This window comes from Pseudonocardia sp. P-1, from assembly GCF_058111925.1.
On sequence record NZ_CM176614.1, the window covers coordinates 4,719,172 to 4,740,175 of the forward strand.

Below are 21,004 nucleotides of genomic sequence, written 5' to 3' on the forward strand. Positions count from 1 at the left end.
CATGGCACTCACCGGCGGCGACGTCGTCCTGACCCGCGAGCACGACGGGCGGGTCGCCTACCTGACCCTGTCCCACGGCAAGTACACGGTCGTCACGATGGAGATGCGCAGGCTCGTCGCCGAGCGCTTCGCCGAGATCGACCGGGACCCGCAGGTCCGCGTCGTGGTGGTCCGCTCCGACGGCCAGCACTTCACCTCCGGCGGCGACATCGCCGGGTTCATGGAGGTCGACCCGATCGACCTCACCGACCTCGGCCAGGACGTCACCGCCCCGGCCCGCAGCACCAAGCCGGTCATCGCCGCGATCGACGGCTACTGCTTCGGCGTCGGGCTGGAGATGGTGCTGTCCTGCGACATCCGGCTCGGCACCCCGCGTACCCAGCTCGCGCTGCCGGAGATGAACCTGGGCATGATCCCCGGCTCCGGTGGCACCCAGCGCCTGGCCCGGCTGATCGGGCTGTCCCGGGCGAAGTTCCACATCATGACCGCCACCCGGATCCAGGCCCAGCAGGCGCTCGACTGGGGCATCCTGGCCGGCCTGTACGACGACCGCGACGCGCTCTACGCCGAGGTCGACGCGCTGGCGCTGAAGATGGCCGGCTTCTCCCCGGCCGCGCTGCGCACCGCCAAGGAGGTCCTCGACCGCGGCGTCGACGGCCCGCTCTACACCGGCATCGAGCTGGAGCGGAAGGCCTACTCGATGCTGCGGGCGACCGAGGACTTCGCCGAGGGCGTGAAGGCCTTCGGGGAGAAGCGCACCCCGAACTTCACGGGCCGCTGATGAAGGCCGCACCGTTCGCCTACGTCCGCCCCGGCCGGCTCGACGACGTGCTCGGCGAGCTCGCCGGCGGCGACGGCAAGGTGCTGGCCGGCGGCCAGTCCCTGGTGCCGGTCCTCGCGATGCGCCTGGGCCGCCCCGGCACCCTGGTCGACATCACCGCCGTGCCCGAGCTGACGTCGGCGGGACCGGACCGGGACGGGTACCGGATCGGCGCGGCGGTGCGGCAGCGCGCGGTCGAGCACGACCGGGCCGCCCACGCCGTCCCGCTGATCGGGATGGCCATGCCGTTCGTCGGGCACCGGGAGCTGCGCAGCCGGGGCACCGTCTGCGGCAGCCTCGCCCACGCCGACCCGGCCGCCGAGCTACCCGCCGTCGCCTGCTGCGCGCAGGCGACGGTCGAGCTGGCCGGACCGGCCGGACGGCGGAGCATGCCCGCCGAGGAGTTCGTGACCGGCGCGATGACCACCGCGGCCGGGCCGGAGGACGTCGTCGTCGCGGTGACGTTCCCGCACGCCCGGCCGGGGGAGGGGTTCGGGTTCGCCGAGATCGCCCGCCGGCACGGCGACTTCGCGCTCGCCGGCGTGGTCACCCGGGTCCGGGTCGGGCACGACGGCGCCGTGACCGAGGCCCGGCTGACCGGGTTCGGGGTCTCCGACCGGGCCGTGACCCGCGACGTGACACCGCTGCTCACCGAGCACGAGGACGACCTGCGCCCGGCCACCGCCGCACTGGCCGACGAGGTCGTCGACACCGGCGGGGACACCCACGGATCCACCGGCTACCGGCGCCGGTTGTTCGGGGTCCTCGCCGCCCGCGAGCTGTCCCGCGCGCTGCACCGCGCCCGGGACCGGAAGGAGCGTTCATGACCACCGTGGAGCCGAGGCGGACACGTGCTGCGGAGCCGCGGGACCGCGTCGCCGCCGACGAGACCGTCGGGATCACGATGACGGTGAACGGCACCGCGACGACCGTCACCGTGCCGCCCCGCGCACACCTCGGTGACGTGCTGCGCGAGCAGCTCGGCCTCACCGGCACCCACCTCGGCTGCGAGCACGGCGTCTGCGGCATGTGCACCGTGCTCGTCGACGGCGAGGCCGCCCGCGCCTGCCTGCTGTTCGCGGTGCAGTGCGAGGGCGCCGAGATCGTGACCGTGGAGGGCCTGGGCACCCCCGAGGACCAGCACCCGCTGCAGCAGGCGTTCTCCGCCCACCACGCGCTGCAGTGCGGGTTCTGCACCCCCGGGATGCTCATGAGCAGCTACGACCTGCTCAGCAACACCCCTGAGGTGGAGAGCGAGGAGCTGCCCGAGCAGATGTCCGGTGTGCTCTGCCGGTGCACCGGCTACCGCGGGATCCTCGCGGCCGTCGACGACGTGCGGCAGCGCCACCCGGACGGCGTCCCCGGGCCGCGGGCGTGCGGCGCGCGCACCCTGGTCGGGCGGGGGACCGGTGGCGGCAGCGGCGCCGGAGCCCCCGCGGAGGAGGTGCCGGCGGCGGCGCTCGCGCAGGAGGTGCGGCTGCCCTCCGGTCCGCCGTCCGCGGTCGTCGACGTCACCAGCGCGCTCCGGCAGCCGGTCGAGCGGGTCTGGGCGGTGCTGAACGACTTCGACCTGCTCGCGCGCTGCCTGCCCGGTGCCCGGCTCACCGAGGTGCTCGACGGCGACCGCTACCGGGGCCGCGCCGTCGTCGCGCTCGGCCCGGTGAAGCTGTCCTTCGACGGCCTGGCCCAGGTCGTCGAGCGGGACCCGGCCGCGCACCGGCTGCGGTTCCACGCCCAGGGCGCCGACGCCGGCGGCAGCGCCACCCAGGCCGACGTCGTGCTCGCGGCCGAGGCCGGGCCGGACGGTGGCACGGTCCTGACCGCGCACGCCGACGTCCACCTCACCGGCCGGGTCGCGCAGTTCGGCCGGGCGTTGGCCGGTGACGTCTCGCGACGGCTGTTCGAGCAGTTCGCGACGAGCGTCGACGAGGCCGCCGAGACCGGGTCGGTCACCGAGCCCGGCCGCGGTGCGCAGCTGCGCCTGGTGCTGGGGACCGTCCGGGACACCGCCCGGGCACTCGTCCGCCGCGGTGTCGCCCGTGTCCGCACACTGCGGCGCCGGTAGCGGTCGTCGCTCCCCGTCCCGTGAGTGATCGCAAGGAGGCGACACCATGACCGCACCGACCGACGAGCCCGCCGAGGGCCCGGCCGCCGCACCGCCCACCCCACCGGCCGAGCCGCGGCCGACCCGCCGGGTCGAGCCCGGCCCGGGGATCCGGTCCGGGTTGCGCGGCCTGCCCCGGCGGCTGAACCCCGCGACGGTCGGCGCCGGGGTGGTCGCGGCCGTGTTCGGCTGCACCGGGCCGGCGCTGATCGTGATCGACGGTGCCGCGGCGAACGGGCTGGACGGCCGGCTGATCGCGTCGTGGATCTTCGGGATCTACGTCTTCGGCGGCCTGATCTCGCTGTTCCTCGCCCTGCGCTACCGGATGCCGGTCGTCGGTGCCTTCTCCATCCCGGGGGCCGTCCTGGTGGTGGGGGCGCTGGGGACGTTCCCGTTCTCCGCCGTCGTCGGCGCGTTCCTCGTCGCGGGACTGCTCGTGCTCGTGCTCGGGCTGTCCGGCCTGATCGGCACCGTGTCCCGGTGGCTGCCGCAGCCGATCGTGATGGCGATGATCGCCGGGGCGCTGATCCGCTTCGGCACCGGCGTGGTGACCGCGGCCGAGTCCGCGCCCTGGATCGTCGCGTCCGCGGTGGCCGGGTTCCTGCTGCTGTCCCGGTTCGTCCCTGCGGTGCCCGGCGCACTCGGCGCGCTGGTCGCCGGGCTGGCCGCGGCCGCGGTCACGGGCGGCTTCGCCTCGCAGGCCACCGCCGTCGACGGCTGGACGGCACCGGTGCTCGTGGCGCCGACGTTCGACCTCGCCGCGATCCTGGCCGTCGGGATCCCGCTGGCGGTCCTGGTGATCGCCGCGGAGAACGCCCAGGCCTACGGTGTGCTGCTCAGCCAGGGCTACCGGCCCCCGATCAACGCGATGACGGTCGTCAGCGGAGTGGGCGGGCTGCTGGCCCCGCTGACCGGCGGCCACAACGCCAACGTCGCGGGCCCGATGACCGCGATCTGCTCGGGCCCGCAGGCCGGGCCGGACCCCGAGGCCCGGTACGCCGCGAGCGTCGTCAACGGCGTGCTGTTCATCGCGTTCGGCGTCCTCGCCGGGATCGCGGTCACCGCGGTCACGGCGCTGCCGACCGAGCTGGTGGCGGTCGTCGCGGGGCTCGCCATGATCGGGGTGCTGGTGTCGTCGTTCCGGGGGGCGTTCGCTGAGGGCCGGTTCCGGACCGGTGCGCTCACGGCCCTGGTGGTGGCGATGAGCGGGGTCGCGCCGCTGGGGATCTCCAGCCCGTTCTGGGCGCTCGTCGCCGGGGTCGCGATCTCCGCGGTGCTCGAGCCGGGTGACTTCAGGGTGCGGTCCGAGGCCGGATGAACGCGTGCGCGCCGCCACGGTGACACGGTAGGGAACAGATGGTCCGGGGTGATCCGTGGAACTGCATCAACTTCGGTACTTCGTGACGATCGCGCACGAGGGGAGCTTCACCTCCGCGGCCGCCCGTCTGTATCTGTCCCAGCCGTCGTTGTCGGTGCAGATCCGCAAGCTGGAGCAGGACGTCGGCGCTCGGCTGTTCGAGCGGACCGGCCGGCACATCGTGCTGACCGCGGCCGGATCCGCGCTGCTCGAGCACACGGAGATCGCGCTCGCCGAACTCCAACGCGGCCGGGAACGGGTGGCCGAGGTCAGCGGTCTGCGCGAGGGTGAGGTCCGGGTCGGCGTGTTGCCCAGCATCGGCGCGCGGATGCTGCCCGAGGTGCTGGCCCGGTTCCGGCGCGCGCACCCGCTGGTCGGGGTGCGGATCGTCGAGCACGACATCTCCCGGGAGTTCGAGCAGCTCGTGCGCTCCGGGGAACTGGACCTGGCGATGACCCGGATGCCGCTGACCCTGAGCGGACTGTGCGTCGACGTGCTGGTCCGCGAGCCGGTGCTCGTGCTGGTTCCTGCCGCGCACCGGCTGGCCGGCCGAGCGGAGGTCGCGCTCGCCGAGCTGGCCGGCGAGGATCTCGTCGGGATGCGTACCGGGTACGGCCTGCGCGACCTCGCCGATCAGTTGCTGGCCGAGGCCGGTGTCCGCCCACGGGTGGTACTGGAGACCGGACAGTTGGCGATCGTGCACGGGATGGTGGCCGCCGGCATGGGGGTCGCGCTGCTGCCGAGGATGGCCGCGGGCGACGGCCCCACGGTCCCGATCGCCGACTCCTGTGCGTTCCGTGAACTGGGCGTGGTGTCGCGGGCCAGCGCGCACGTGTCCCCGCCGGTACAGGCGTTCCGCCGGTTGCTGCTGCGCACGGCGCGCGAGTGAGGGCGGAGCTCGGCCGCGTGTCCGCTACCGGTGCACGACAGCTCGTCCGTCCCGCTCGCCGGTCCAGCGGGCGACCGCGTCGGTGTCGACGTCCAGGAGGTCGAGCGCCCGGCCGGTGGTGTGCTCGACGATGTCGGCGACGCTGTGCGGGTGTGCGTAGAAGGCGGGCACCGGCGGCATCACGATCGCGCCGGAGGCGGTGACCTCGGACATCAGCCGTAGGTGGCCGGCGTGCAACGGGGTCTCCCGCAACAGGAGCACCAGGCGCCTGCGCTCCTTGAGCACCACGTCCGCGGCCCGCACCACGAGCGACTCGTCGTAGCTGGCGGCGATCCCGGACAGCGTCTTCACGCTGCAGGGCGCCACCAGCATCCCGGCCGTGCGGAACGAGCCGGAGGAGATCGGCGCGCCCAGGTCGCCGTCGGAGTGCACGACGTCGGCGAGTGCGCGCACGTCGGCGACGCTGTGGTCCGTCTCGTAGCCGATGGTCGCCCGCGCCGCCTTCGTCAGCACCAGGTGCGTCTCGACGTCGGGCACCTCGCGCAGCAGCTCCAGCGCCCGGATCCCGTACACCGCCCCGGACGCCCCGGTGAGCGCGACGATGATGCGTCTCATCGGAGGTCCCCCAGCTCCGCGAGATGGCGCTCGAGAGCCGACGGGTCGGCCGGGGCCACCGTCATCTGCCGGTAGCGGTCCCGGTCGGCGGCCGGGACGGTGGCGTCGAGGCCCAGCTTCGCGGTGAGCCCCTGCTCGGCCGAGGGATCCAGGCTGCTGCCCTTCGCGTTCGGCACCACCAGCAGGTCCCGGTCGGGTTGGGTCCGGGTGGCCACCGCCCAGGCCACCTGCTCGTCGTCGGTGATGTCCACGTCGTCGTCGACGACGGTGACCTGCTTGATCGTGGACGCGGTGAGGAACAGCGTCATCATCGCGGTGGTCGGCGCTCCTGGCGTGGGCCCGCGGAGCGCGACGACGGCGGTGAGCCGGCACGAGCCGGACTCGGGCAGCCGCAGCGCCGCCACGTCCAGCCCGGCCCGGCGCAGGGCCCGCAGGCAGGCCGCCTCGCGCGGCACGCCGCCGGCGTAGAAGTGCTCGCGGCCGCCGGAGAGGATCGTCTGGAACACCGCGTCGTCACGGTGCCAGCCGTCCAGCAGCTCGATCACCGGGGCGGGGCCGCCGGGACCGTAGGTGCGCGGATACTCCCCGAACGGACCCTCGGCCTCGCGGCGTCCGGCCCGGAAGCGGCCCTCCAGCACGAACTCCGCCCGGGCCGGCACCAGCGCGTCCACGGTCGGGGCGGCGACCAGCTCGACCGGAGGGGCCAGCGCGTTGGCCACGGCGTAGTCGTCGAGCTCGCGGTCGGCGGGGGACTGGCTGGCGAGTACGAGCGCCGGGTGCACCCCGACCACCAGGGCGACGTCGAGGTCGTGACCCGCCGCCTCGGCCTCGGTGAAGATCCTCCGCAGCCGCCCGGGCAGCAGCAGCGCACGCAGCTCCCGCTCGCCCGCGGCCAGCAGCCGGTTGATCGAGAGGTTCATCCGCCCGCTGACCGGGTCGCGGACCGCCAGCAGCGCCGAGGTCAGGTACCTGCCGCCGTCCTCGGAGTGCTGACGGGTCAGCGGCAGCGCCGAGAGCATCCGGTCGCCGTGCATGCGGTTCGCCAGCACCGGGGCCCCGGACGCCTCCACCTCCGGGCAGCGCTCCGGGGCGTCCAGGGCGGCGGCGAAGCGGTCGGCCACCCCGGCCGGTTCGCAGCCCAGTACCAGGCCGAGGTGCGTCCGGCTCGGCACGGTGTTCCCCACCAGCGGGAACTCCGCGCCGATCACGTCGCCGAACCGGACGGCGCGCCGCCCGTCGGCACGGGTCAGTACCGCGGCGACGTCCTGGTCCGGGTCGATCGGGGACCTCAGCCGGGCGAGCTCGCCGCGGCCGTCGAGCACGTCGAGCCAGGAACGCAGGTCGGAGCTCACGTGAACACCCCACCGCCGTCGACGACGACGGTCTGGCCGGTGACGAACCCGGACGACGGCGAGGCCAGCCACATGACGGCGCCGACGAGGTCGCCCGGGGTCATCTCGCGGCCCAGCGCCCGTCCCTTCGCCGCCGCGGCGATGTAGTCGCCGGTGTTGAGCGTCCGGCTGGCGGCGTCGCTGACCAGGCCGGGCGCGACGCCGTTGACGGTGATCGCGTCGGATCCGAGCTCACGTGCTGCGGCCCGTGTGAGCCCGTCCACGGCCGCCTTGGACGCCACGTAGTGCGCGAACCCGGGCGCACCCATCCGCGCCACGGTGGAGGAGATGTTGACGATCCGTCCGCCGCCGCGGGCGCGCATGGCCGGGGTCACCGCTCTGATCGCCTGCCAGGTCCCGCGCACGTTGACCGTCAGCACCCGGTCCCAGGACTCGGTGGTGAGCTCGGTCAGGTGCGACTTGGTGCCCAGTCCCTGGTAGATCGCGGCGTTGTTGACCAGCGCGTCGATCCCGCCGAACTCGGCGCCCGCGGTGGCGACGACGGTCTCCCAGTCGGCGTCGGAGGTGACGTCGGCCGTCACGAACACGACCTTCCCCGCGCCGGCGGAGCTCACCTCGTCGGCCAGGGCGAGCCCCGCGTCGGCGGCCCCGGCGACGTCGGTGGCCACGACGTTCGCGCCCGCCGCCGCGAACGCGGCGACGTAGTCGCCGCCGATCCCGCCGCCGGCGCCGGTGACGAGGACGGTGCGGCCCAGGTGCTCGCCGCTGCTCTTCTCGTGCGTGTTCATCGTGATCCTCCCGGGAGGGACTCCGGCCGGTCGGCCGCGGCGGTGGGTGACGGACTGGGAGCGGCGTCGCGCGGGTCCTCGCGGTCGAGCGCGCCGCGCGTCTCGGGGACGAACGCCGCCCCGAGCAGGAACAGCGCGACGACCACGGCCAGGAACAGCGCCAGCCGGCCGGGGATGTCCGGGACGGTCGGGCTGGCCAGGCTGACGAACGTGGTGGTCAGCCCGCCGATGGCGAACCCGCCGTTCCAGATCAGGGCGGTCGCGGTCGCACGCAACCGGGTCGGGAACAGCTCGTTCAGGAAGATCGGCACCGCGGCGATGGGGGCGTTGGCCAGCATGGTGATCATCAGGCCGTAACCGAGCAACGCCCCGGTGTCGTCCGGCCCCAGCCCACCCATGGCCAGCGCGAGCAGCGGCAGTGCCACCAGGTTCACGATGCCGGTGGCCAGGAACACCGGGCGACGGCCGAACCGTTCGGAGGCGTGCCCGGCCAGCAACGCGATCGGCAGGATGGCCAGGCTGGTCCAGACCAGCAGCAGCCCACGCGCGCCCGCCGGCAGCTGGTTGATCTCGGCCAGGAACGTGGGCAGGTAGCCCGAGGTGAGGTAGTACTGCGCGCCCGCGCCGATCACCAGTGCGGTGGCCGCGACCAGCGTCCGCGGCCGCACCGCCGTGGGCAGGTCCCGGGCCCTGGCCGGCGGCTCCGGGGCCGCACCGGCGGCCCGCGCCCGCGCGGCGGCCCACACCGGGGACTCCTCGAGCAGCCGGAAGAACGCGAGGCTCGCCAGCGAGGCCACCAACCCGGTGAAGAACATGATCCGCCAGCCCCACACGTCGAACGCGGGGCCGGGGAAGGCCGAGGACACGGCCAGGAACACCAGCGACGCGATGACGGCGCCGAGCCCGGGCCCGCCGCCGGCGACCAGCCCGGAGACCAGGCCGCGCCAGCGCTGGGGCACCGTCTCGGTGCCGAGGGTGTGGGTCGAGGCGACGACGCCGCCGACGAGCAGGCCCTGCACCAGGCGCAGCGCGACGAACACCAGCGGTGCGGCGACACCGATGGCGGCGTAGGTCGGCAGCGTGCCCATCAGGGCGGTCGCCAGACCGACGCCGCCCACGGTGACCAGCATGGTCCGCTTGCGGCCGTGCCGGTCGGCGTAGCGGCCGAACACCGCCCCGCCCAGCGGGCGCATCACCAGGCTCACCCCGAACGAGGCGAACGTGGCCGCGAGCGTGAGTGTGGGGCTGTCGGTGGGGAAGAACAGGGGGCCCACCGTGGAGGCCACGTAGAGCAGGATGAACAGGTCGAACAGATCGAACGCGAAGCCGACCGTGGACGCGGTGCCCGCGGTGACCATCTGACGGGTCGTCGGCGCGGGGACCGGGGCCGGGCCGGGAACGGCCGCGCTCACCAGGTCACCGGCAGCCGCCGGACGCCGAGGTGGCGCCCTCCGCCCTCGAGCGGGTCGGTCCGCTCGACGTCGCCGTCCACCCGGAACCCGGGGATGCGCTCCAGCACGACCTGGACCGCCGTGCGGATCTCGAGCTTGGCCAGGGCCATCCCGGGGCAGGTGTGGATCCCGGCGCCGAACGCGAGGTGCCGGTTCGGCCGCCGGTCGATGACGATCTCGTCGGCGCGGTCGAAGACCTCGGGATCGCGGTTGGCCGAGGCGAACAGCAGCAGCACCCGTTCGCCCGCCTTCATCTGCTGACCGTGCAGGCAGGTGTCGGCCGTGAGCTGTCGCGGGAACCAGTGCAGCGGGGTCTCGTGGCGCAGGATCTCGTCGATCATGGAAGGGATCAGCTTCGGCTCGTCGAGCAGCCGCTGCTGCACATCCGGATGCTCGGCCAGGTACAACAGGGTGTTGCCCAGACCGAGCGCCGTGGAGTCGTGCCCGGCGTAGGTCAGGATGAACATCATGTTGGCGAGCTCGTCGTCGGTCGCCCCGAGCTCGCGGTTGGCCTCGACGAGTCCGGTGAGGAAGTCCTCGCGTGGGTTCTCGCGCCGGTCGGCGAACAGGCCGACCCAGTACCGGCACACCCGGTCGATGATCTCCGGGCCGCGGGAGCCGGAGGCGTGGGTCAGGAACTCCTCGGAGTAGCCGCGGATCTCCTCGGTGTCCTCCGGACCCAGGTCGTAGAGCCGGGTGATGACCTCCAGCGGAAGCGGAGTGGCGAGTTCGGCGGCGAGTTCGGCGCGGCCCCGTCCGGCGAACCCGTCGACGAGGCGCTCGGCGATGGCGCGGACCGCCGGTTCCATCGTCTTCGCCGCGGCGCCGCTGGTCAGCGGCGCGATGAGCTCGCGGAACCCGGCGTGTTCGGGCGGATCGTGGTCGATCGGGGGGAACCGGCTCCCGGACACCGGGGGCAGGTAGACGCCGCCGGTCGAGGAGTAGGTCGTGTGGTCGGTAGCGGCGTCGCGGACGTCGGCGTACCGCGAGATCGACCAGTAGCCGCCGTGGCGCTCGCCGTGCGAGACCGGGCAGTGTCGGCGCAGCTGCGCGTAGGTCGCGTAGGCGCGCTCGGGGGACAGACCGGGATCGTGCGGATCGAAGTGCGGGAGGACCTCGCGCGGACTGTTGTCGGGCACCGTTGCCTCTTCTCTATCCTCGGCTCTCCACCCCGCTGGCGCGGTGTGCCCCGAGTCTGCGCGGCAGAGCGCCGCCCGACGATGCGCAGCTGGCTATGCCAGCGATAGTCGTCCGGCCAGGTCCCGACCACCGGGTGCGGGTGCGGCCCGTGCGGGACCGCCGTGCGGGACCCACCGGGCGAGCCGGTCCCGGCCGGACGATCCGTCGACGACCGGCAGGAGGCCGGCCCCGGTGGGTCAGGGCGTGGCGACCGGAGCCGGCCAGACGAAGCGGTCGTCCTCGGCGTAGTCCTCGCAGCGGGCCCGCAGTGCGGCGGTGACCTGGTCGGGGGCGTCCGCCCCGACCAGGAGCCGGAACGGGCCGTCGGGCGCGTGGACGTGCCGGCGCAGGGCGTCGACCGCCTCCGCGACGGGCGCCCCGAGCGGCCCCTCGGCCCGCCACGGCACCTCGGCCGTCCCGAACAGCTCGCGCCGCAGGTCGTCGTAGGCGGGCGACGGGGTCGCGAAGTGCATCCCCGGGCCGGCCCAGTCCGTGTCGAACCCGCCGAGCTGGGCCACGGTGACGCGGACGCCGAACCGGGCCACCTCACCGGCGAGCGCCTGGGAGAAGCCCTCCAGCCCCCACTTGCCCGCGTTGTACAGACCCAGGGTCGGCATGGCGCCGACCGCGCCGGTCGTGGAGATCTGGACGATGTGTCCCGCACCGCGGGCGCGGAGATGGGGCAGCACCGCCTGGGCGACCCACAGCGGTCCCAGCAGGTTCGTGTCCACGATGTCGCGCGCCTCCTCCTCGCCGGCCTCCTCGACCGCTCCGACGAGGCCGTAGCCGGCGTTGTTGACGACGACGTCGAGACGCCCGAACCGCGCGACACCGGCCGAGACCGCGGCCCGGACCGCGTCCCGGTCGCGGACGTCCGCCGTCGCGACGTGCAACGCCGACGGGAACTCCGTACGCAGGTCGGCGAGCGCGTCGGCCTGCCGGACGGTCGCCACCACCCGCTCGCCGGCGGCGAGCGCGGCCTGCGTCAGGGCCCGGCCCAGCCCGCGGCCGGCGCCCGTCACGAACCACACGGGTCGTTCGGTCACGGGACTCTCCTCGTCGCGACGCACACTCATGACAACTACGATACGGAACGTTCCGTTTCGATTGCTATCCTGATCGTGTGGATGACGACGGCCGTGACCGACCGCCGGTGCCGACCGGCCGCTCCGAACGGGCGCGTACGGCCGCGCTCGAGGCGGCCCTGGCACTGGCGGTGGAGCTGCCGTACCCGCAGGTGACGATGGAGGCGATCGCGGCACGTGCCGGCGTCGGCAAGGCCACGCTCTACCGGCGGTGGCGCCACCGGGGTGCCCTGCTGGTCGACGCCGTGGCCCACCGCAACGCGCGCGCGGCCGTCGGCGACGGGGGGATCCCGGACACCGGTGACCTGCAGGCCGACCTCTCCGTGGTGCTGCGCGCGGTCGTCGACGAGCTCGCGGTGCCCGCATGGGACGCGCTGCTGCGGGCGCTGTGCGTCGAGGCGCTCGTCGACACCGCGGTCGGTGCGCAGGTGCTGGAGGAGGTCTTCGCCCCGCAGATCACCCTGTTCGCCCGGCGGTTCGCGACGGCGAGGGCCACCGGCCACATCGACGGCTCCGTGGGGGACGTCGAGGCGTTCGAGCTGTTCGTCGCGCCGCTCTTCCACCGGTGGCAGCTGCGGACCGGGGCGCTGGACCACGCCTACGCCGACGCCGTCGTCCGGCGCGGCTGTCGCGCGCTCTCGCCCTGAGTACCCCTAGGAGGAGAAGCGGGGGTGCAGCGTCGGAGCCGTCCGGTCGTACTCCGCGAGCCAGTCCCGGCCCGCGGGGGTGAGCCGCACCCGTCGCAGGTCGCCGTCCGGCCCGCCGGCGGGCTCCACGTGGCCGAGCTCCCGGACGGTCGCGGCGAACTGCAGCGCGATCGACTCCTGCACCTCGGAGACCTCGCCCGTCCCGAAGACGACGGCGGCCGGAGCGGCGTCGCCGCCGCTCGCCTCCACCCGGCGCAGGAACTCGGCGAGCCGGGAGTCGGACTTGGCGCTCATGGGTCGACGGTAGCCGTCGGCACCTCACGGCGCGACGACGACGATCCCGTCCTCGTCGGAGTAGAGGATCTCGCCCGGGGTGAAGTCGACCCCGCCGAGCGTCACGGTGCCGTCGACCTCCCCGGCCCCGGTCTTGCTGCTCTTGCGGGGATTCGTGCCCAGCGCCTTGAGGCCGAGGGGGAGCGCGGCGAGTGCCACGGTGTCGCGGACGACCCCGTTGACGACGATCCCGGCCCAGCCGTTCGCCACCGCCAGGCCCGCGATGACATCGCCGATGAGCGCGCAGTGGGTCGAGCCGCCGCCGTCGACGACCAGGACGGCTCCGTCACCGGGGCCGTCGAGCGTGGCGCGGAGCAGGGCGTTGTCGTTCTCGCACCGCACGGTCCGCACGGGACCGGCGAAACGGGAGTGTGCGCCGAAGGAGCGGAACTGGACGTCGCAGGAGCGGACGGCGTCGCCGAGGTCGTCGGCGAGGTCGGCGGTGGTACGGCGGCCCAGGAGGAACTGCGGGTCGATCGACATGGTGCCCACTCTCGCCCGGACCGGGCCCGGTGTCAGCGTGCGGGTCCCGGCGCGTCCGAACGGGACGACGGAGCGGCCGAACGGGACCCCCGCTCTGTGACCGTGACCGCGCTCCGTAACCGGCGCGCGTCCGAATCGTTGAATCGGCACGGCTACCAAAGGAGGGCGTCGTGCCAGGACCGAGATGGGACCCGGACTCGGGTCGCTGGGTGCTCGGGGACGAGTCGTCCCCGGTGACCCGACGTGGACGACGCCGATCGGTCGAGGTGATGGACCGTTCCGACGACGTCGTCGAGGCGGCGGCCCGGGACCTCTCGCCCGAGGACCTCGTCGCCGGGATCGTCTTCCCGTCCGTCCGGGAGCCCGAGCCCCGGCCGGTCGCGCCCCGCGGACGTCCCCGGTCGATCACGGAGCGTGACGATCTGGCCCGACCAGGAGCGGACCGGACCGACCACGGCTCCCGGCGCGGGCGTCGTCGCGCACCGGAGACTCCCGGACCGGACGCGCCCTCGGCCGATCCGTACCCCGAGAGCCCGTATACCGGCGAGCCGCGCCCGAGCGCGACGACTCCGCCCCGGCCGCTCCCGGTGCGCCGGCCGCCGGCGGTCGCGTCGCCGCCCGGGTACGACCACGGCGGGCGTCCCCGGCACGGCGGACGACGTCGGGCCGAGGAGCGCGACGCCGGGCCCTACGGCGTGGACGGGTTCGCGGTCGCCGGTCCCGGCGACGCCCCCGCCCCGTGGGACGGCCCGGAGACCGGACCGGGCCCCGACCCCCGCGACGGCCGGGCAGGGCCGGTGGACCCGCACGACCTCGGGTACGACCCGCGCGACCTCGACCTCGGTCCCGACGGGGACGGAGCGGACACCGACCCGGCCCCCGGTCCCGAGGACGTCGAGGACCCGCCGCGCCGCGGACGCCGCCGCGCCGTGCAGGAGGGCACCCGTCGCCGCAGATGGCCGTGGGTCGTCGGGGTCGCCGCGGCGGCTGCCGCGGCCGTGCCGATCGGGCTCGCCGTGTTCGGTGGCACCGAGGACGAGACCCCGGCGGCGTGGCGCGAGGGTTCGGTCGCGTTCGGTGCGTCGACCGGTGGCGGCCAGCCCGGCGTCGTCCCGGCCACCGAGGTGTCCGCGGCACCCACGGCGCCCGCGGCGGCCCAGATCACCTACGAGGTCACCGGGTCCGGCTCGGGGGTCACGATCACGTTCGGCCGCGGCACCTCGGTCGCCCAGGTCTCCGGCGCGGACGTGCCGTGGGAGCGCACCGCCCCGGCCGCCGGCGAGCCCACCGACTACTCGGTCACCGCCGCAGGCGGGTCCGGCGAGCTCTCCTGCCGGATCCTCGTCGACGGCGCCGTGATCTCCGAGGAGTCGGCCGACGGCGACTACTCCGCGGTGTCCTGCAACGGACGCCGCTGACGGCGGTGCTCAGTGCGGCGTCTCCCGGAACCGCTTCCGCGACGCCTCCAGCTCGGCCTCGGCCGCGGCCCGGTTCGCCCAGTCGGCGCCCTCGACGCTCTTGCCCGGCTCCAGGTCCTTGTAGATCTCGAAGAAGTGCTGGATCTCCCGGCGGTGGAACTCGGGCAGGTGATGGATGTCGCGCAGGTTCTCCAGGCGGGGGTCGTGGGCCGGGACGCAGAGCAGCTTGTCGTCGCCGCCCGCCTCGTCGGTCATCCGGAACATGCCGATGGTGCGCACGAGCACGAGGACGCCGGGGAACAGCGGCTCGCCGGTGCTGACGAGCAGGGCGTCGAGCGGGTCGCCGTCCTCCCCGAGGGTGTCCTCGACGAAGCCGTAGTCGCCCGGGTACTGCGTGGCGGTGAACAGCGTCCGGTCGAGCCGGATGCGCCCGGACTCGTGGTCCACCTCGTACTTGTTGCGGCTGCCCTTCGGCACCTCGACCAGCATGTCGAACTCCACGGGGTCCTCCTCGACGCGGCGGCGGAACGGCAGGTTCAGTCAGTACACGGTCGGCCGCCCCGATGCACGTCCCGGCGCGCCGGACGGCCGGGTCAGGAGCGATTCCGCTCCCACGACTCCCATGCGGAGAAGTCGCCGAGCCCGGCCCGGGTCAACCGTCGGGCGAAGGCGAACAGTGCCGGGTAGTCGTCCGGGTACACGTCCAGGGAATCGCGCAGCTGCGGCCCCAGGCACGGCAGGTCGGTGAACAGTCGTCGGGTCCACACGGTGCGCACGGCGTCGTCGGCACCGGTCAGGGGGCCGAGATCACGGACTCCGGTGAGCAGTGCGACGAGGGCGTCGTGGACGGCGACGGTGCGGGCCGCGGCGGCGACCTCGCCGAACCCGGTCCAGGCCAGTTCCTCCAGACCGTCTTCCAGGTCGTCCCGCCGGGCCCGGAACGGCGCGGCGAACCGGGCCACCGCGGTGTCCCGGTTCGCCCGTCCGCCGATGAGGTCGGCCACCACGTCCCGGAACAGGACCGCGTCCTCCGCCATGGGACGAGCCTAGGCGCCCTGGTGCGCCCCCCGGATGTGCGCTGCCAGCCGGGCCCGGACGTCCGCCACGACGCCCGGAGGGCCACCGCGCAGGTCGTAGGCGTGGTCGGCGCCGGGGACGTCGATGTGTTCGACCAGCGCACCGGCCGCCCGGAGACGGTTCGCGTACCGGACGGCCTCGTCGCGCAGTGTGTCCAGCTCGGCGGTGACGACGACGGCCGGCGTGATTCCGGTGAGGTCGGCGTCGTCGCCGGGAGCGGCCGGGGAGGCCAGCGGGTTGCGGGCGGCCTCCGGCGCCGGGAGGTAGGCGGCGTTGAACAGCCGGGAGATCCGCGGTCCGATGAGGGGCTTCGCGGTCCGCGCCCGCTTCGTCCCGGGCTCGCTGGCGAGGTCGAGGGGCGGGTAGTGCAGCACCTGCAGTGCGATCCGGGGTCCGCGGCCCGTGGCGAGGAGGTGGCGTGCGGCCGCGGCGGCCAGACCGCCGCCCGCGCTCTGTCCGCCGACCGTCAGGCGGCCTCCGTCGCCGCCGTGCGCCGTCTCCGGGGCTGCGGCCCAGGCCAGGACGTCGAGCGTCTGCTCGACCGCAGCCGGGAACGGATGCTCCGGAGCGAGGACGTACTCGACGTCGAGCACGGTCACTCCGGTCGCGGCGAGTGTCCGGCACCATTCCTGGTCCTGGTGACGGCCGGGCAGGACGTAGCCGCCGCCGTGCAGGTTGACGTGCACCGGGCTCCCGTCCCCGCCGGGGTACACCGTCACCGGAGCCGCACCGTGCCGGGTGGGCGCGCTCAGCGTGCGGGTCCCGGCGGGCGCGACCCGCGACCGTGGTCCACCGGGCGCGTGGCGGAGCAGGCCGATCGCGGCCCGCACCAGCAGCGGATTCACGCGTGCACCCGGTCGGATCCGGGATCGGTGCGCGCGGCGAAGCCGGGGGGCAGCTCGTCGGGGCCGACGGCGACCACGGTCTCGTCGTCGACGCCGACGAACTCGAACAGGGTGATCTTCGCGAACTCGGGGATCGTCTCGATCGGGTGGGTCGGCCCCGCGTCGCGCAGCTCCCGCATGCGGTCGAGGTGGTCGTTCTGGAAGCAGACGGTCTCCGTGCCGTCGTCGGCGACCCAGCGCGGGAAGAAGATGGTGCCGTGCAGACGCCGCCGGGCCGGCATCACGCAGACCACGACCGAGGTGCCGGTCGGCTCGTTCCAGGACAGCTTGTAGACGCCCTCGTCGAGCCGGACCAGGTCCACCTCCTGGTCGCGCACCCAACGCCCGCCGACGTGACCGCTGTGGATCCGGTAGTCGATGGTGTGGTCGTTCTTGACGTACATCTCGTACTGCCAGCCGGTGTCGTAGGTGTAGATGAACCGGTGCCCGACGACGGCGGTCAGATCCTCTTCGTCCATGACGATAGTATTGCAACAAAACTATTTTGTGGGAAATGCGTCGTGCGACACTGCCCCGGTGACGACGACCGCCGCGCTGATCGGCCGCGAGCTCGGCCCGCTGCGCCGGACCCTGCTGCGCCGCACCCGTATCGCCGCCGATCTGCCGGACCTGTCCGAGGCCCAGATCGAGCTGCTCCGCACGCTGGCGGCGGGAGGGCCGCTCGCGCCGAGCGAACTGGCGGCGGCGCTGCGTCTGGCACGGTCCACGGTGAGCAACCTGCTGCGCACGCTGACCGCCGCCGGATTCGTCGAGCGGCGGGCGGGGGCGAACCAGCGGACGGTGGTCGTCGCCGTCTCCGCGCGGGCGGCCGGGGCGCTGGAACGCTACGACGCGGCGGCCGAGGCCCTGCTCGGTGCGGCGCTCGACCGCCTCGCCCCCGCCGAGCGCGCCGCCCTGGCCGCCGCCGCTCCTGTACTGGCCCGGCTGACCGGCGCGCTCGACGCCGGCTGACCCGGCCTCCTCCCTGCGGTGGAGACCCGGATCGTCCTCCGGACCGATTCGCCGGGCCGCGCCGACGGGCAGGCTCGCAGGTGTCTGTTCCCGAGCCACCGGCGAAAGGCCCCACGATGACCACCGAGAGCCCGGCCATGGTCCGCCTGCGCGACGCCGTCGGCCGCACCGTCGCGGCCGGCACCGCCCGTGCCACCCTGCTGATGGACATGTCCGGGACCCGCGCCGTGGGCGAGGCGCTCCCGCGGCGCCGGCGCCCGCTCCCGGCTCTGGCGCGGGCCGTCCTGCGCCGGGTGCCGCGGCAGGTCGTCACCAGCGGAGTCCTCGACCTCACCCGGCGCCGCGCGATGGTGGGCCACGACCACATCGCGTTCGTGCAGATCGAGGACCGGGTCTGGAGCGGGCGGCCCGGCCGCAGGCTCGACCGGCTGGGCCTCACCGATCCCGGCCGGATCGTCACCCCGCTGGCGGCGTTCGACCGGCTCGCCGACGTCACCGAGGCCCACGACCACGGCGTCGTCGCCGACCGCGGCGAGCGGTGGCGACGCCTGACCGTCACCACCGGCGACGGCGAGCCGGGCGAGGTGTGGCTCGACGGCGCCCACGTGCGCCGGATCCGGCTGCCGGAGCAGCGCCAGGACTCGACGACGGTGACGCTCGACGCGTTCGGCACCGACGTCGACGACCGGGACTGGACCCGGCTGCCCGGCTGAGAGCCCGGGTCAGCCGGTGGCCGCGGTCATCCGCTCGTTGTCCCGGCGCACCGTGCGGGCGGCGAGCAACAGCCCCGCCGACGCGATCGCCATCGACAGCGGCACGATCACGGCGAGGGCCTGCCGCAGCCCGTTCGCCGCCGCGTCGGCCGGGCTCGCGCCCGCGGCGAGGGCGTCCGCGGCGAACGCGTCCGACAGGGCACCGGCGATCACCGGCCCGACCGCGCCGCCCAGCAGGTAGAACGCGGCGAAGAACACCGCCGTCGCCGTCGACCGCAGCCGCGGCCCGACGACGTCGGCAACGGCAGGGTAGGCCGAGGTGTAGTAGAGGTACTGCAGCAGCCAGCCGGCGCCGAACAGCACGACGAACGTGCCCGTCGCCTCCGGCCCCACGGACAGCGCGAACCAGGTCAGCGGGACCGACACCAGCGTCGCCACCGCGCCGACCAGCACCCGCGCACCCGTCGAGCGGCGGGCGGCCCGGTCCGACACCCAGCCGCCGACGAGCAGCCCGACCAGCCCCGTCACACCGACGACGACGCCGGTCAGCACCGCCGCCCCGGTCAGGGACGCACCGAAGTAGCGCTGGAACAGCGGCACAGTGAACGTGTTGACCGAGTAGGCGGCGAGGTTCGCGCCGATCCCGGCGACGATCAGGAACCACATCGTCGGGACGGCCAGGATCCGCCGGAACGGCCGGTCGACCGGTGCCGGTGTCGCCTCGACCGTGGTCGTCGACGCCGGTTCGGACGCCCCGCGGCGGGGCTCGCGCACCAGGAAGAACCCGGCCGCGATGAGCAGCCCGGGGATCGCGGCCAGCACGAACGGGGCCCGCCACGTCCCGAACGCCTCGGCGATCGCACCGACCGAGAAGTAGGCGAGCACGAGCCCGACCGGCAGCCCGAGCTGGAACAGCCCGAACGCCCGCGCCCGCTTCCCCGCCGGGTAGAGGTCGGCGATCGTGGAGTTCGCGGCGGGCGCGTAGCTGGCCTCGCCGATACCGACGCCGACCCGCATCAGCAGCAGCGAGACGTAGTTCCAGGCCGCGCCGCTCGCGGCCGTCAGCAGGCTCCACGCGACGATGCCCCACCCCATGATCCGGGCCCGCGAGCGGTGGTCGGCGAGGCGCCCGAGGGGGAGCCCGCACAGGGCGTAGACGACGGTGAACGCGGCGGCCAGGACGCCGATCTGCAGGTCGGAGAGCCCGAACTCGAGCTTGACGGGCTCGGCGACGATCGCCGGGACGGCCCGGTCGTAGAAGTTGAACGTGTTGGCGGCGAACAGCAGCGCCAGCACCCGGCCGGCGTTGGGGGCCTGTTCGCCCTGCTCGGTGGGCAGGAAGCGTTCCCGTTCGGTCGTCATGTGACCCCCGGTCCTCGGCGTGGACGCGTCGTTGCGGCCACGCCGGTCAGACTGCCCGACGGGGACGAATCCGTCACCGTCCGCGGCTCACACCCCGGTCGGAGTCACCACCAGCGACCGGGTCCGGGCCGCGGTGTGGCCGGCCGGGCGCAGCCCGACGGCGCGCCGGGAGCGCGCCGAGGCCAGGGCGAGCACCGTCGCGGCGGCGACCAGGGCCACCGGCACGGCGACCACTCCGGCCGGGAGGACCCGGTGCAGCGAGCCCGTCGCGGCGACGGCGAGCACGAAGACCGCGATGCGGGCTCCGGCGCCGGGGTTCCAGCTGCGCCCGGCCGGGTCGACCATGCCCGACACCCAGTTGGTGACGACCCCGGTGAAGTAGTTGGTGGGAGTGCCGGCCGGACCGATCCGGCGCAGCGCCGCCCCCTGCAGCCCCATCGCCAGCGTCGCCGTCCCGATCATCGGCTCCACAGGGAAGGTGTGTCCCGGCCCGCCGAGCAGCCACGCGAGGCCGAACGCGGACAGGACCGCGAGCTCCAGGCCGAGCGTGACACCGACGGCGCCCCGGGCCGGAAGCCTCCGCTCGGCCAGACCCGCCGTCACGGTGCCGGCGACCAGGCCCAGCACGTAGCCGCCCAGTGCCCAGGCCGCGGGGGCGAGCGCCGCGACCGACCCCAGCCCCCGGCCGAGCGCGACGAAGCTGCCGGTCATGGCGCTGACGACCACGTCGTGGAACGCCGTGAACGAGGCCCCGTCCAGGGCGCCCGCCGCCGCGGCGAGCAGCAGCGGTACCGCCGCGAAGATCCGGGTCGTCCGCTTGTCATGATCTGTGGTGAGCACGGCGGCAGCATTCGGCCGTTCGGCCTAAGGGGACGCTAAGCGGCGGGCAATGATCAGCTCGCCGCCCGGCCGAGTCCCCGCCCACCCGGCCTGCGCGGTGTGCCGAGGACTCGGATGGTTCGATCACCCCATGCTGCGTGCCGAGCGGACGAGCGTATGGCGCCGCGACTACGAGTTCACACTGGACGGCGCGCCGGTCAGCACCTTCAGCTCGCACTGGTGGCGCTCCGGCGGGCAGATCCAGGTCGAGGGCCGCGAGTACCGGATCGGATCGACCGTCTGGGGCAGGACCTACACGATGACCGACTCCGCGGGGACCGTCGTCGCCACGGCGGAGCGGGCTGGTCGCAAGCACTGGACCGTCACCGCCGACGGCCGGTCCTACCGCTTCCGCCGGGCCTCGGTGTGGAGCTCCGAGCAGCACCTCGTCGAGGGCGACCGGACCGCCGGGACGATCCGGAGGTCGAGCTGGTGGCGCGGCGGGGCCGAAGCGACCTTGCCGGGTCTGAGCCTGCCGGCGCAGCTGTTCGTCGTCGCGGTCGTGCTCTCGGTGTGGGAGCAGCAGAACGCGGCCGCCGCGTCGAGTGGGGGAGGCTGAACCGGAGGGCGAGTGTCCGGACGGATCTGTCCCCGGC

24 protein-coding genes are annotated in these 21,004 nt (G+C 74.4%); 10 read left to right on the forward strand and 14 right to left on the reverse strand.

The window, feature by feature from the left end:
• Nucleotide 1: 1 nt before the first annotated feature.
• From AC0GKK_RS23210 to AC0GKK_RS23230, 5 genes are read left to right on the forward strand one after another with little or no spacing between them, the layout of a single operon-like run.
• Nucleotides 2-781, forward strand: coding sequence for an enoyl-CoA hydratase/isomerase family protein (locus AC0GKK_RS23210; protein WP_489882508.1), 780 nt, complete (start codon nt 2-4; stop codon nt 779-781).
• The gene (locus tag AC0GKK_RS23215; protein ID WP_357547240.1) at nt 781-1,647 is read left to right on the forward strand and encodes an FAD binding domain-containing protein; all 867 of its coding nucleotides are present in this window, start codon (nt 781-783) and stop codon (nt 1,645-1,647) included. The genes AC0GKK_RS23210 and AC0GKK_RS23215 overlap by 1 nt, the downstream gene beginning before the upstream one ends.
• Entirely contained in the window at nt 1,644-2,885 is a 1,242-nt protein-coding gene (locus AC0GKK_RS23220; RefSeq protein ID WP_489882509.1) for a 2Fe-2S iron-sulfur cluster-binding protein, read from the forward strand. Before AC0GKK_RS23215 ends, AC0GKK_RS23220 begins: the two co-directional genes overlap by 4 nt.
• A gap of 46 nt (nt 2,886-2,931) precedes the next feature.
• Nucleotides 2,932-4,242 carry a benzoate/H(+) symporter BenE family transporter gene (locus AC0GKK_RS23225; RefSeq protein WP_489882510.1) on the forward strand — a complete coding sequence of 437 codons (1,311 nt, stop codon included), beginning with the start codon at nt 2,932-2,934 and terminating at the stop codon, nt 4,240-4,242.
• A gap of 55 nt (nt 4,243-4,297) precedes the next feature.
• A complete protein-coding gene (locus AC0GKK_RS23230; RefSeq protein WP_357439826.1) occupies nt 4,298-5,170 on the forward strand; it encodes a LysR family transcriptional regulator in 873 nt (290 codons plus the stop codon).
• Between the two features lie 24 nt (nt 5,171-5,194).
• On the opposite strand, the gene AC0GKK_RS23235 is transcribed toward AC0GKK_RS23230, so the two are convergent.
• The 6 genes from AC0GKK_RS23235 to AC0GKK_RS23260 all read right to left on the reverse strand — a co-directional run bounded on the left by AC0GKK_RS23235 (nt 5,195) and on the right by AC0GKK_RS23260 (nt 11,601).
• Nucleotides 5,195-5,785 (reverse strand): UbiX family flavin prenyltransferase, encoded by a 591-nt coding sequence (locus AC0GKK_RS23235; RefSeq protein WP_224401887.1) that lies wholly within the window; start codon nt 5,783-5,785, stop codon nt 5,195-5,197.
• Nucleotides 5,782-7,137: a UbiD family decarboxylase gene (locus AC0GKK_RS23240; protein WP_489882511.1), complete on the reverse strand. Its 1,356-nt coding sequence runs from the start codon at nt 7,135-7,137 to the stop codon at nt 5,782-5,784. Before AC0GKK_RS23240 ends, AC0GKK_RS23235 begins: the two co-directional genes overlap by 4 nt.
• Entirely contained in the window at nt 7,134-7,925 is a 792-nt protein-coding gene (locus tag AC0GKK_RS23245) for an SDR family NAD(P)-dependent oxidoreductase (protein WP_489882512.1), read from the reverse strand. Before AC0GKK_RS23245 ends, AC0GKK_RS23240 begins: the two co-directional genes overlap by 4 nt.
• Complete coding sequence (locus tag AC0GKK_RS23250; protein WP_357439818.1) at nt 7,922-9,337, reverse strand: MFS transporter; 1,416 nt, start codon at nt 9,335-9,337, stop codon at nt 7,922-7,924. Before AC0GKK_RS23250 ends, AC0GKK_RS23245 begins: the two co-directional genes overlap by 4 nt.
• Nucleotides 9,334-10,515, reverse strand: coding sequence for a cytochrome P450 (locus tag AC0GKK_RS23255; protein WP_224401891.1), 1,182 nt, complete (start codon nt 10,513-10,515; stop codon nt 9,334-9,336). The genes AC0GKK_RS23250 and AC0GKK_RS23255 overlap by 4 nt, the downstream gene beginning before the upstream one ends.
• Before the next feature lie 237 nt (nt 10,516-10,752).
• Nucleotides 10,753-11,601, reverse strand: a complete 849-nt coding sequence (locus AC0GKK_RS23260; protein WP_357439815.1) for an SDR family NAD(P)-dependent oxidoreductase — start codon at nt 11,599-11,601, stop codon at nt 10,753-10,755.
• A gap of 77 nt (nt 11,602-11,678) precedes the next feature.
• On the opposite strand from AC0GKK_RS23260, the gene AC0GKK_RS23265 reads away from it, so the two are divergent.
• Nucleotides 11,679-12,287: a TetR/AcrR family transcriptional regulator gene (locus AC0GKK_RS23265; protein ID WP_357439812.1), complete on the forward strand. Its 609-nt coding sequence runs from the start codon at nt 11,679-11,681 to the stop codon at nt 12,285-12,287.
• A 6-nt stretch (nt 12,288-12,293) separates the two neighbouring features.
• On the opposite strand, the gene AC0GKK_RS23270 is transcribed toward AC0GKK_RS23265, so the two are convergent.
• Nucleotides 12,294-12,581, reverse strand: coding sequence for a hypothetical protein (locus AC0GKK_RS23270; protein ID WP_489882513.1), 288 nt, complete (start codon nt 12,579-12,581; stop codon nt 12,294-12,296).
• A 24-nt stretch (nt 12,582-12,605) separates the two neighbouring features.
• Nucleotides 12,606-13,103 carry a ribonuclease E activity regulator RraA gene (gene rraA / locus AC0GKK_RS23275; RefSeq protein WP_489882514.1) on the reverse strand — a complete coding sequence of 166 codons (498 nt, stop codon included), beginning with the start codon at nt 13,101-13,103 and terminating at the stop codon, nt 12,606-12,608.
• A gap of 269 nt (nt 13,104-13,372) precedes the next feature.
• On the opposite strand from rraA, the gene AC0GKK_RS23280 reads away from it, so the two are divergent.
• A complete protein-coding gene (locus AC0GKK_RS23280) occupies nt 13,373-14,521 on the forward strand; it encodes an MmpS family transport accessory protein (RefSeq protein WP_489882515.1) in 1,149 nt (382 codons plus the stop codon).
• A gap of 9 nt (nt 14,522-14,530) precedes the next feature.
• Here AC0GKK_RS23280 and AC0GKK_RS23285 read toward each other — a convergent pair whose 3' ends face one another.
• The 4 genes from AC0GKK_RS23285 to AC0GKK_RS23300 all read right to left on the reverse strand — a co-directional run bounded on the left by AC0GKK_RS23285 (nt 14,531) and on the right by AC0GKK_RS23300 (nt 16,961).
• Entirely contained in the window at nt 14,531-15,022 is a 492-nt protein-coding gene (locus tag AC0GKK_RS23285) for an inorganic diphosphatase (RefSeq protein WP_489882516.1), read from the reverse strand.
• A 92-nt stretch (nt 15,023-15,114) separates the two neighbouring features.
• Nucleotides 15,115-15,558, reverse strand: a complete 444-nt coding sequence (locus tag AC0GKK_RS23290) for a DUF3632 domain-containing protein (protein WP_489882517.1) — start codon at nt 15,556-15,558, stop codon at nt 15,115-15,117.
• Between the two features lie 9 nt (nt 15,559-15,567).
• Nucleotides 15,568-16,443, reverse strand: coding sequence for an alpha/beta hydrolase fold domain-containing protein (locus AC0GKK_RS23295; RefSeq protein ID WP_350590729.1), 876 nt, complete (start codon nt 16,441-16,443; stop codon nt 15,568-15,570).
• Complete coding sequence (locus AC0GKK_RS23300) at nt 16,440-16,961, reverse strand: phenolic acid decarboxylase (RefSeq protein WP_062396536.1); 522 nt, start codon at nt 16,959-16,961, stop codon at nt 16,440-16,442. The genes AC0GKK_RS23295 and AC0GKK_RS23300 overlap by 4 nt, the downstream gene beginning before the upstream one ends.
• Nucleotides 16,962-17,019: 58 nt before the next feature.
• Between AC0GKK_RS23300 and AC0GKK_RS23305 the strand changes: the two genes are divergently transcribed.
• Both AC0GKK_RS23305 and AC0GKK_RS23310 read left to right on the forward strand, forming a co-directional pair.
• Nucleotides 17,020-17,454 (forward strand): MarR family transcriptional regulator, encoded by a 435-nt coding sequence (locus tag AC0GKK_RS23305; protein WP_350590727.1) that lies wholly within the window; start codon nt 17,020-17,022, stop codon nt 17,452-17,454.
• 116 nt (nt 17,455-17,570) lie between these two features.
• Entirely contained in the window at nt 17,571-18,167 is a 597-nt protein-coding gene (locus AC0GKK_RS23310) for a hypothetical protein (RefSeq protein ID WP_224401902.1), read from the forward strand.
• A gap of 9 nt (nt 18,168-18,176) precedes the next feature.
• On the opposite strand, the gene AC0GKK_RS23315 is transcribed toward AC0GKK_RS23310, so the two are convergent.
• Together AC0GKK_RS23315 and AC0GKK_RS23320 are read right to left on the reverse strand one after the other, a co-directional pair.
• Entirely contained in the window at nt 18,177-19,529 is a 1,353-nt protein-coding gene (locus AC0GKK_RS23315; protein ID WP_489882518.1) for a spinster family MFS transporter, read from the reverse strand.
• Nucleotides 19,530-19,616: 87 nt separating this feature from the next.
• On the reverse strand, nt 19,617-20,369 hold the full coding sequence (locus AC0GKK_RS23320) for a DUF1275 family protein (RefSeq protein WP_489882519.1): 753 nt from the start codon (nt 20,367-20,369) through the stop codon (nt 19,617-19,619).
• Nucleotides 20,370-20,499: 130 nt separating this feature from the next.
• Here AC0GKK_RS23320 and AC0GKK_RS23325 point away from each other — a divergent pair, with 130 nt between their 5' ends.
• Nucleotides 20,500-20,967 carry a hypothetical protein gene (locus tag AC0GKK_RS23325; RefSeq protein ID WP_357547258.1) on the forward strand — a complete coding sequence of 156 codons (468 nt, stop codon included), beginning with the start codon at nt 20,500-20,502 and terminating at the stop codon, nt 20,965-20,967.
• The last annotated feature ends 37 nt before the right edge of the window (nt 20,968-21,004 follow it).